Origin of the sequence: Actinosynnema sp. NPDC023658 (assembly GCF_040639995.1) — a bacterium.
Taxonomy (GTDB): Bacteria; Actinomycetota; Actinomycetes; order Mycobacteriales; family Pseudonocardiaceae; genus Actinosynnema.
The window spans coordinates 1-8,262 of the sequence record NZ_JBFAAX010000251.1 but is presented as its reverse complement, the minus strand read 5'-3'; the positions used below and the strand labels follow the sequence as shown (position 1 = coordinate 8,262).

At 70.8% G+C, this 8,262-nt stretch carries 11 protein-coding genes; 5 read left to right on the top strand and 6 right to left on the bottom strand.

The annotated features are described in order from the left end of the window. From AB0G02_RS22630 to AB0G02_RS22620, 3 genes are all read left to right on the top strand, one after another. Window positions 1–1,450 (top strand): methyltransferase (locus AB0G02_RS22630; protein WP_360797452.1); only part of this gene is annotated, 1,450 nt, incomplete at its 5' end. Further along, the gene (gene dtd, locus AB0G02_RS22625) at window positions 1,447–1,872 is read left to right on the top strand and encodes a D-aminoacyl-tRNA deacylase (protein ID WP_360797451.1); all 426 of its coding nucleotides are present in this window, start codon (window positions 1,447–1,449) and stop codon (window positions 1,870–1,872) included. The genes AB0G02_RS22630 and dtd, both read left to right, overlap by 4 nt. A gap of 202 nt (window positions 1,873–2,074) precedes the next feature. After that, window positions 2,075–3,067, top strand: coding sequence for a sigma-70 family RNA polymerase sigma factor (locus tag AB0G02_RS22620; protein ID WP_360797450.1), 993 nt, complete (start codon window positions 2,075–2,077; stop codon window positions 3,065–3,067). Between the two features lie 205 nt (window positions 3,068–3,272). Here AB0G02_RS22620 and AB0G02_RS22615 read toward each other — a convergent pair whose 3' ends face one another. Then, on the bottom strand, window positions 3,273–4,193 hold the full coding sequence (locus AB0G02_RS22615) for a phosphotransferase (RefSeq protein WP_360797449.1): 921 nt from the start codon (window positions 4,191–4,193) through the stop codon (window positions 3,273–3,275). A gap of 105 nt (window positions 4,194–4,298) precedes the next feature. Between AB0G02_RS22615 and AB0G02_RS22610 the strand changes: the two genes are divergently transcribed. Continuing rightward, window positions 4,299–5,954 (top strand): fumarate hydratase, encoded by a 1,656-nt coding sequence (locus tag AB0G02_RS22610; protein WP_360797453.1) that lies wholly within the window; start codon window positions 4,299–4,301, stop codon window positions 5,952–5,954. A gap of 3 nt (window positions 5,955–5,957) precedes the next feature. On the opposite strand, the gene AB0G02_RS22605 is transcribed toward AB0G02_RS22610, so the two are convergent. Both AB0G02_RS22605 and AB0G02_RS22600 read right to left on the bottom strand, forming a co-directional pair. Then, entirely contained in the window at window positions 5,958–6,146 is a 189-nt protein-coding gene (locus AB0G02_RS22605; protein ID WP_360797448.1) for a DUF397 domain-containing protein, read from the bottom strand. Continuing rightward, complete coding sequence (locus tag AB0G02_RS22600; RefSeq protein ID WP_360797447.1) at window positions 6,143–6,991, bottom strand: helix-turn-helix transcriptional regulator; 849 nt, start codon at window positions 6,989–6,991, stop codon at window positions 6,143–6,145. The genes AB0G02_RS22605 and AB0G02_RS22600 overlap by 4 nt, the downstream gene beginning before the upstream one ends. A 107-nt stretch (window positions 6,992–7,098) precedes the next feature. On the opposite strand from AB0G02_RS22600, the gene AB0G02_RS22595 reads away from it, so the two are divergent. Further along, a complete protein-coding gene (locus AB0G02_RS22595; RefSeq protein ID WP_360797446.1) occupies window positions 7,099–7,353 on the top strand; it encodes a hypothetical protein in 255 nt (84 codons plus the stop codon). A gap of 7 nt (window positions 7,354–7,360) precedes the next feature. Here the strand turns inward: AB0G02_RS22595 and AB0G02_RS22590 are convergent, their stop codons facing one another. The 3 genes from AB0G02_RS22590 to AB0G02_RS22580 form a co-directional block, all read right to left on the bottom strand. Then, on the bottom strand, window positions 7,361–7,516 hold the full coding sequence (locus AB0G02_RS22590) for a hypothetical protein (protein ID WP_360797445.1): 156 nt from the start codon (window positions 7,514–7,516) through the stop codon (window positions 7,361–7,363). Between the two features lie 148 nt (window positions 7,517–7,664). Next, complete coding sequence (locus AB0G02_RS22585; protein ID WP_360797444.1) at window positions 7,665–8,018, bottom strand: MerR family transcriptional regulator; 354 nt, start codon at window positions 8,016–8,018, stop codon at window positions 7,665–7,667. A 23-nt stretch (window positions 8,019–8,041) separates the two neighbouring features. Then, window positions 8,042–8,262 (bottom strand): SDR family oxidoreductase (locus tag AB0G02_RS22580; protein ID WP_360797443.1); only part of this gene is annotated, 221 nt, incomplete at its 5' end.

Here is an 8,262-nt window from a genome sequence, read left to right as displayed (position 1 = left end):
GCGCGAGGCGTTCCAAGCGGCCCACTACGACGCCGACGGCGTGCTCGACGCGCTCGGGCCGCAGGCCCACGCCGCCCTCGGCCGGGGTGAGCCCGAGGCCGCCCGGCGGGCCACCCGGGACGCCGGCGCGCTCGGCACCCTGGTCCGCCTGTTCCTGCTCGGTGACACCGAGCCCGAGTCCGCCGTCCGGGCCGCCCTGCCGGGGCTCGACCCGGCCGACGCCGTGAAGGCCGAGGTCCTGCGCGGCGACGGGGACGGGTTGCGGGCGGGCCTGGACATCCGGCCCTACGGCGACGACGAGGGCTCCTGGTGGGTGATCGCGGACCAGGACTCCGACCAGCGCGGCGGACCCGTGCCCGCCGACCACGTGCTCGGCGTCGGCCACGCGTCGATCAGCCTGGCCCGCGCCACCTCGCGCCGCCCGGTCGACACGCTGCTCGACCTGGGCACCGGGTGCGGCGTGCAGGCCCTGCACGCGAGCCGCCACGCCCGCCGCATCACCGCCACCGACCTGTCCGACCGCGCGCTCGCCCTGGCCGCCGGCACGTTCCGGCTCAACGAGGTGGACGTCGAGCTGCGCCAGGGCGAGTGGTTCGGCCCCCTGCGCGGTCGGCGGTTCGACCAGGTCGTGTGCAACCCGCCGTTCGTGGTGGGCCCGGCCCGGGTCGACTACGTCTACCGCGACTCCGGCCTCGACGGCGACGACGCGAGCGCCCTGGTCGTGCGCCAGATGCCCTCGTTCCTCAACGAGGGCGGCGTGGGCCAGCTGCTCGCCTCCTGGCTGCACCGCAAGGGCGAGGACTGGGCGGACCGGGTGTCGTCGTGGCTGCCGCGCGGCGGCGTGGACGCGTGGTTCGTGCAGCGCGACGTCGCCGACCCGGCCCTCTACGTCGGCACGTGGTTGCGCGACGCGGGTGTGGACCCGCGCAGCGACGAGGGCCGCGCCAAGGCGTCGGCCTGGCTGGACTGGTTCGCGGAGAACGACGTCGAGGGCGTCGGGTTCGGCTTCGTCACGCTCCGCCGCACGGACGCCGAGCACGCCGAGGTGGTGTGCGAAGACCTCCGCCACGCCTTCGACGACCCGCTGGGCCCGGAGTCGGCCGCCTGGCTGGACCGGGTCGCCTGGCTGCGCGCCACCGACAACGCCACGCTGCTGGGCACCCGCTTCACCGTGCCGGAGACCGTGCTGCTGGAAGAGGTCTCCGCGCCGACCGACGAGGGCTGGGAGTCGGTCGTCCGCCGCCTGCACCGCACCGACGGCCCCGGTTGGCAGCAGGAGCTGGACGAGACCGCGGCCAAGCTGCTGGCGGGTTTCCGGGGCGCGCTGCCGCTGGAGGACCTGGTCACGCTCCTGGCCTACGCGCACGACCTGGACGCGGACGCGCTGGCCGCCGCCGCGCTGCCGGTCGTCCGCGACCTGGTGCGGCACGGCATGGTGGTGCCCGCGTGAGGGCTGTGGTGGCGCGCGTCACGGAGGCGTCGGTCACCGTGGACGGTGAGGTCGTCGGCGCGATCGACGAACCGGGGCTGTTGGTGCTGCTGGGCATCCACGTGGACGACGACGCGGCCAAGGCGCACGTGATGGCGCGGAAGTTGCACGAGCTGCGGATCCTGCGGGACGAGGAGTCGTGCGCCACGACCGGCGCACCCCTGCTCGTTGTGAGCCAATTCACACTGTACGGCGAGGTGAAGAAGGGGCGGCGGCCGTCGTGGACCGCCGCCGCACGGCCCGAGCACGCCGAGCCGTTGGTCGACGAGGTGGTCTCGGAACTGCGCCGGAAGGGTGCCCGAGTACAAACGGGACGGTTCGGCGCGATGATGTCCGTGCGGAGTGCGAACGACGGCCCGTTCACCGTGTTGGTGGAACTCTAGATCCTTCTCAGGGAATCCTCAGGATTGCCCGGGCAACCGCTGTGACGGCAGTGACGTCTTCAGGTCGTGGGAAGCGGGAACCATTTCGCTCCGGTTCGCGTTTCCACCAGTGTCAGACACCGAAAGGTGTGCCGCGCAGCGCAGCGCGGAGTGTGCGACACGACCGCACTGCCAGCCCGCGACACAAGGGGGAGGGAGCTCCATGACCGTCCCGAAGCTCCTCGACCGTCAGGTCGGGAACGAGACGACCACCACGAGCGCCGAGTTGGACCTCGACGCCCAGGGACCGGCCGCAGACCTGGTTCGGGTGTACCTGAACGGGATCGGCAAGACAGCGCTGCTGACCGCGGCCGACGAAGTGGAACTCGCCAAGCGGATCGAGGCGGGCGTCTTCGCTCAGCACAAGCTGGAGACGCACCCGGACCTGCCGGATGATCGCCAACGCGAACTGCGTGCGTTGATCCGCGACGGTCACGTGGCAAAGAACCACCTCCTCGAAGCGAATCTGCGGTTGGTCGTTTCCCTGGCGAAGCGATACACCGGGCGCGGAATGCCGCTGCTCGATCTGATCCAGGAAGGCAACCTGGGTCTGATCCGCGCGGTGGAGAAGTTCGACTACACCAAGGGCTTCAAGTTCTCGACCTACGCGACCTGGTGGATCCGCCAGGCGATCACGCGGGGAATGGCGGACCAGGGTCGCACGATCCGGCTGCCCGTCCACCTCGTCGAGCAGGTCAACAAGCTCGCCCGGATCAAGCGCGACCTGCACCAGCAGTTGGGCCGCGAGGCGACCAACGAGGAGCTGGCCAAGGAGTCGGGCCTGTCGCCGGAGAAGGTGGTCGACCTGCTCGACCACGCCCGCGACCCGGTGAGCCTGGACATGCCGGTCGGCACCGAGGAGGACGCCCCGCTGGGCGACTTCATCGAGGACTCCGACGCCACCGACGCGGAGAGCGCGGTCATCTCCGGCCTGCTGCAGGACGACCTGCGCCGGGTGCTGGCCACGCTGGACCCGCGCGAGCAGGCCGTGATCCGGCTGCGCTACGGCCTCGAGGACGGCCAGCCGCGCACGCTGGACCAGATCGGCAAGCAGTTCGGCCTGTCGCGGGAGCGGGTGCGGCAGATCGAGCGCGAGGTCATGTCGAAGCTGCGGCAGGGCGAACGGGCCGCCAAGCTGCGCGCTTACGCGAGCTGACCCGGGTGGGCCGACCCCGCGTCGGCTGATCCGATTCAGCCCGGCATCACCGGTGCGCGGTATTGACTTGTGACGTCGGTCACGGCACGGTCGTGCGTTACACGAGCCATGCGAGACCTCCGCCCCATCACGCGGAGGTCGTCGCACGCTGAGGAAGGTCGGGGCGGTCGGGGGCCGGCCCGGCCTTCCGCATCCGCTGCCCCGCTCACAGCTCCAGGTAGTCCGCGAGCTTCTCGCGGAAGAACCGCACGTGCCCCTCGCGCTCCTCGCCGGAGTAGCCGCGCGGCACGCCCTCCACGATCATCACCAGGCACAGGTACGCCCGGTACAGCGCGATCCGGGTCTCCTCCGACGCCGTGAACGCCGTCCGGCCGTACCCGGCGAGGAAGTCCTCGTCCGGCTCGGTGAACAGCGCGATCGTCGCGATCTCGGCCAGCGGGTCGCCGAACAGCGCCCGCTCCGGGTCGATGATCCCCTCGACGTGCCCGTCGAGCAGGAAGATGTTCGCCTCCCACAGGTCGGAGTGCACCAGCACGGGTGCGGTGACCTCGTCGAGCAGGTGCGCGCGGGCCTCGAAGGCCGGTCGCACGTCCGGCAGCACGACCCCGAACCGGTCGGCGTCGGCCAGCACCGCGTCGACCATCCGCGTGAACGCCTCGCGCCACGTCGCCCCGTTCGGCCCCTGGAGGTAGCCGAACACGTCACCGGTGATCGCGTGCAGCCGGCGGACGATCGTGCCCAGCTCACGCCGCAGCGCGCCGTGCTCCGCGTCGCCCAACCGCGGCCGGGCCGCCGACCACGGCTCGCCCCGCAACGCGGTCATCAGCAGCAGGCCGTCCTCGTGCAGCAGCACTTCCGGCACCGGCAACCCGTGCGCGGCCATCAGCTCGAACGCCGCCGCCTCGGTGCGCATCAGGTCCCGCTCGTAGGTCAGCAGCGGCACGTCCGGCGGCGGCGCGACCTTCAGCACGGTCTGCCGGCCGTCGACCGCGGTGAGCCGGTACGCGGTGTTGAACATGCCCTCGGTCAGCTCGACGTGCCCGGCGAGCGGGACGCCGAGGACGCGGCGGAGCAGGGCGTCGAGCTCGGCTGCGGGGAGCCGTCGCTTGGTGAGGCTGTCGACCACGACGCGAATCACACCACGCGGCCGGGACGCGGCGGCCGGATCGGTATAGGTTCGGCGGAACCCGAAGCGCGCAAGGGAGCCCGCGACGTGACCTCGTCGAACCTTCTGGCACCTACGTTCCAGTACACCGACGTCCTGCCGTTGGCCAAGGACAACCACACCGACTACCGGCTGGTCACGCCGGACGGGGTGTCGGTCGTCGAGGCCGCCGGCCGGACGTTCCTCCAGGTCGAGCCCGCGGCGTTGACGCTGCTGGCAAAGGAGGCCATCCGGGACATCCAGCACCTGCTGCGGCCCTCGCACCTGGCCCAGCTGCGCGCGATCGTGGACGACCCCGAGGCCAGCGGCAACGACCGGTTCGTCGCCATGGACCTGCTGCGCAACGCGTGCATCTCGGCGGGCGGTGTCCTGCCGATGTGCCAGGACACCGGCACGGCCATCGTGATGGGCAAGCGCACCGAGTCCGTGCTGACCGGCGGCACGGACGAGGAAGCGTTGTCGCGCGGCATCTTCGAGGCCTACCAGGAGCTGAACCTCCGGTACTCGCAGATGGCCCCGGTCAACTTCTGGGACGAGAAGAACACCGGCACCAACCTGCCCGCGCAGATCGACCTGTTCACCGCGCCCGGCGTGGAGCCGAAGTACGAGTTCCTGTTCATGGCCAAGGGCGGCGGCTCGGCCAACAAGACGTTCCTGTACCAGGAGACGAAGGCGCTGCTGAACCCCTCGCGGCTGGCCAAGTTCCTGGACGAGAAGCTGCGCTCCCTCGGCACGGCCGCGTGCCCGCCGTACCACCTCGCCGTGGTCGTCGGCGGTCTGTCGGCCGAGCAGAACCTCAAGGTCGCCAAGCTCGCCTCCGCCCGCTACCTCGACGGCCTGCCCACCGAGGGCTCGGCCGCCGGGCACGCGTTCCGGGACGTCGACCTGGAGCAGCAGGTGCTGGAGCTGACCCGCAACTTCGGCATCGGCGCGCAGTTCGGCGGCAAGTACTTCTGCCACGACGTGCGCGTCATCCGGCTCCCCCGGCACGGCGCGTCCTGCCCGGTCGGCATCGCGGTGTCGTGCTCGGCGGACCGGCAGGCCAAGGCGAAGATCACCCCCGAGGGCATCTTCCTGGAGCAGCTGGAGCGCGACCCGGCGCACTTCCTGCCCGACGTGACCGGCGAGGACCTGTCCGACGAGGTCGTGAAGATCGACCTGACCCGGCCGATGGCGGAGATCCGCGAGACGCTGTCGAAGCTGCCGGTGAAGACCCGCGTGTCCCTGACCGGGCCGCTGGTGGTGGCGCGCGACATCGCCCACGCCAAGATCAAGGAGCGCCTGGACGCGGGCGAGCCGATGCCGCAGTACCTCAAGGACCACCCGGTGTACTACGCCGGACCGGCCAAGACGCCCGAGGGTTACGCGTCCGGGTCGTTCGGGCCGACGACGGCCGGGCGCATGGACTCCTACGTCGAGCAGTTCCAGGCGGCCGGCGGGTCGATGGTGATGCTGGCGAAGGGCAACCGGTCCAAGCAGGTGACGTCCGCGTGCGCCACGCACGGCGGCTTCTACCTGGGGTCGATCGGCGGCCCGGCGGCCCGGCTGGCGCAGGACTGCATCCGCAAGGTCGAGGTGCTGGAGTACCCCGAGCTGGGCATGGAAGCGGTCTGGAAGATCGAGGTGGAGGACTTCCCGGCATTCGTCGTCGTGGACGACAAGGGCAACGACTTCTTCTCCGAGACCTCCGCCCCGACCCTCCAGATCTCGTTCCGCAGGTAATCCCTAGAGGTCGAACACCCCGAGCTTCGCGCCGCGCGTGAAGAAGTCCCACTCGCTGTAGGTGAAGCGCTGTGGGACTTCTTCAGGCCGGTTGCTGTTGCGGACCAACACCTCGTCGGCCGTGCGCATGACCTCGACGCAGTTGTCGCCGCCACCGCTGAATTTCGTCCACTCGCCGAAGTTCAGGCTCATCTGGTCTCCTCCGTGATCCGGGTCAGGAGTTCGCGGCTTTCCTCGACTCCCAACGCCTTCGCACGGGTGTGGTCGAACCAGCGGCTCGTCCTCTCCAGTTGGTCGACCCCGTCCACGAACTGGGCACCGTACGGGGTGTCGACGCTCACCAGCGACGGCAGCTTGTCGGGCAGCCGGAACAAGGTCAGCGTAGTGCCCGTCAGCGCGTGGGCCCCGGCTCCGTGCGGCATCACCTGCACCACCACGTTCTCCAGCTCGGTCAGGCCGAGGACGTGCTTGAGCTGGTCCCGCATGACCTCCGGGCCGCCGACGTTCGCCCTCAACGCCGGTTCCCCGAGCACCGCCCACAGCCGCAACGGCGGCTCGCGGTCGGTCAGCAGCGCTCGTCGTTCCATCCGCAGTTGGAGGTTCTTCTCCAGCGTCTCGCCGCCGAGACCGATGCCGGTCATGAGCGTGCGGGCGTACTCCTCGGTCTGGAGCACGGCCGGGAGCAGCTCGAACGACGAGTAGAGGGCCTCGGTGGCGATGGCCTCCACGTCGAGGATGCGGCGCAGCCAGGGCTGGATCGTGCCGCCGATCTTGCTCTTGGGCCTGCGCCGGTGGGCCTCGGAGTTGAGCGCGAGCAGGTCCTCGCGGGTGGCCTCGTCGGCCTGGTAGAGGTCGAGCAGCTTCTCCAGCTCGGCCTGCTTGACGCCGCTGATCGCGTTCTCGATGTTGCTGATCTTGGTCATCGTGCAGTGCAGGACCTCGCCCACCCGGTCGCGCGGCACCCCGGCCTCTTCGCGCATCCGGCGCAGCGTGGTGCCGATCTGGATGCGTGCGGCACTGCGGTGGGGGTTGGTCATCGTTCTCTCCGATCGTCACCCGATCCGGGCCTTGCTGCCACCTTGTATATACGAGATGGTTTCAGCAAGTTCGGAGAGTATACGACAACGACCGGAGAGTGACGGCGATGGGGTTGCGCTTCCACCAGTTGAGCCGGATCGAGTCCAGTGGGGCCGGGTCGCAGTTCCGGTTGGTCACGCGGACTCCCGCCGAGGACGGGGAGGACCTGCACGCGTGGATGCTGCGGATGCTGTCCGCCCACCGGTGCGACCTGGGGCTCTACGTCGGTGAGGCGGGCGTCATCATCGCGGACGAGGACCAGGTCGACGCGGACCTGTGGTTGGCGTGGGACGGGGTGGCGGCCTTCTCGACCACGGGGTGAGGCTCGCTCACCCGGCGGCCAGGAGGATGGTGAGCGTGTCGGGGCCGGACACCGAGCGCATCCGCGACTGGAGCTCGAAGTGCTCGGTGAAGTGGTCGTCCAGGGCACGCAGTCGGGCGCGGATGTCCCCGGTGGTGGTCCCGCGCTCCACACCGGCGAGCACCGGCCGACGGCCCGGCCGTCGTCACGCTCGACCTCCGCACCGCCGTCAACGGGATGCCGGCGCAGCGCACCAACGAGCCCGACCTGCCGTGGCTGCCCGCCGTCGAGCAGGTGGACCGGTTCCTGGCGACGCTGGTCGGCGGGACGACCTAGCGTTCCCTCGCCCGCCGCACGCCGTCCGCCAGGTGGTCGCGCACCTCCGCGAGCGCCCTGATCCGGTCGTCCAGGACGGCGAGGCGGCGTTCGGCCACCGCGACCAGCGCCGGGTCCGGCTCGGCGGTCGCCACGTCGCCGTCCAGGCAGCACCGGAAGTGGGCGATGTCCTCCAGCGTGAGGCCGAAGCCGAGCAGGTACCGGATGCTGCGCACGCGTGCGGCGGCGGTCGGGCCGTAGTGGCGGTAGCCGTTCGGGGTGCGTTCGGAGTGGAGGAGGCCTTGCTCCTCGTAGAACCGCAACGCCCGCGTCGACGTGCCCGTGGCCCTCGCCAACTCACCGATCCGCACTGGTCCGAGGCTAGTTCACGGTCTCAGCCGACCAGCGCGCCGCCGTCGACGGGCAGCACCACACCGGTCGTGTACGCGGCTTCGGGTCGGGCCAGTTGGACGATCCAGAACGCGACCTCGTGCGGCTGCCCGACCCGGCGCAGCGGCACGTGGGCGACCAGGGCGTCACGCCGGGCGGCGGCCTCGTCCGGGCTCAGGCCCGCGTGTTCGGCGATGGGTGTCGCGATCGGCCCCGGCGCGACGG

What these genes read in the sequence shown, in the direction of transcription:
- AB0G02_RS22595 (WP_360797446.1), top strand. Translation starts at nt 7,099, where the DNA reads ATGGGGTTGCGCTTCCACCAGTTGAGCCGGATCGAGTCCAGTGGGGCC.
- AB0G02_RS22605 (WP_360797448.1), bottom strand. Translation starts at nt 6,146, where the DNA reads ATGAGCCTGAACTTCGGCGAGTGGACGAAATTCAGCGGTGGCGGCGAC.
- AB0G02_RS22620 (WP_360797450.1), top strand. Translation starts at nt 2,075, where the DNA reads ATGACCGTCCCGAAGCTCCTCGACCGTCAGGTCGGGAACGAGACGACC.
- AB0G02_RS22600 (WP_360797447.1), bottom strand. Translation starts at nt 6,991, where the DNA reads ATGACCAACCCCCACCGCAGTGCCGCACGCATCCAGATCGGCACCACG.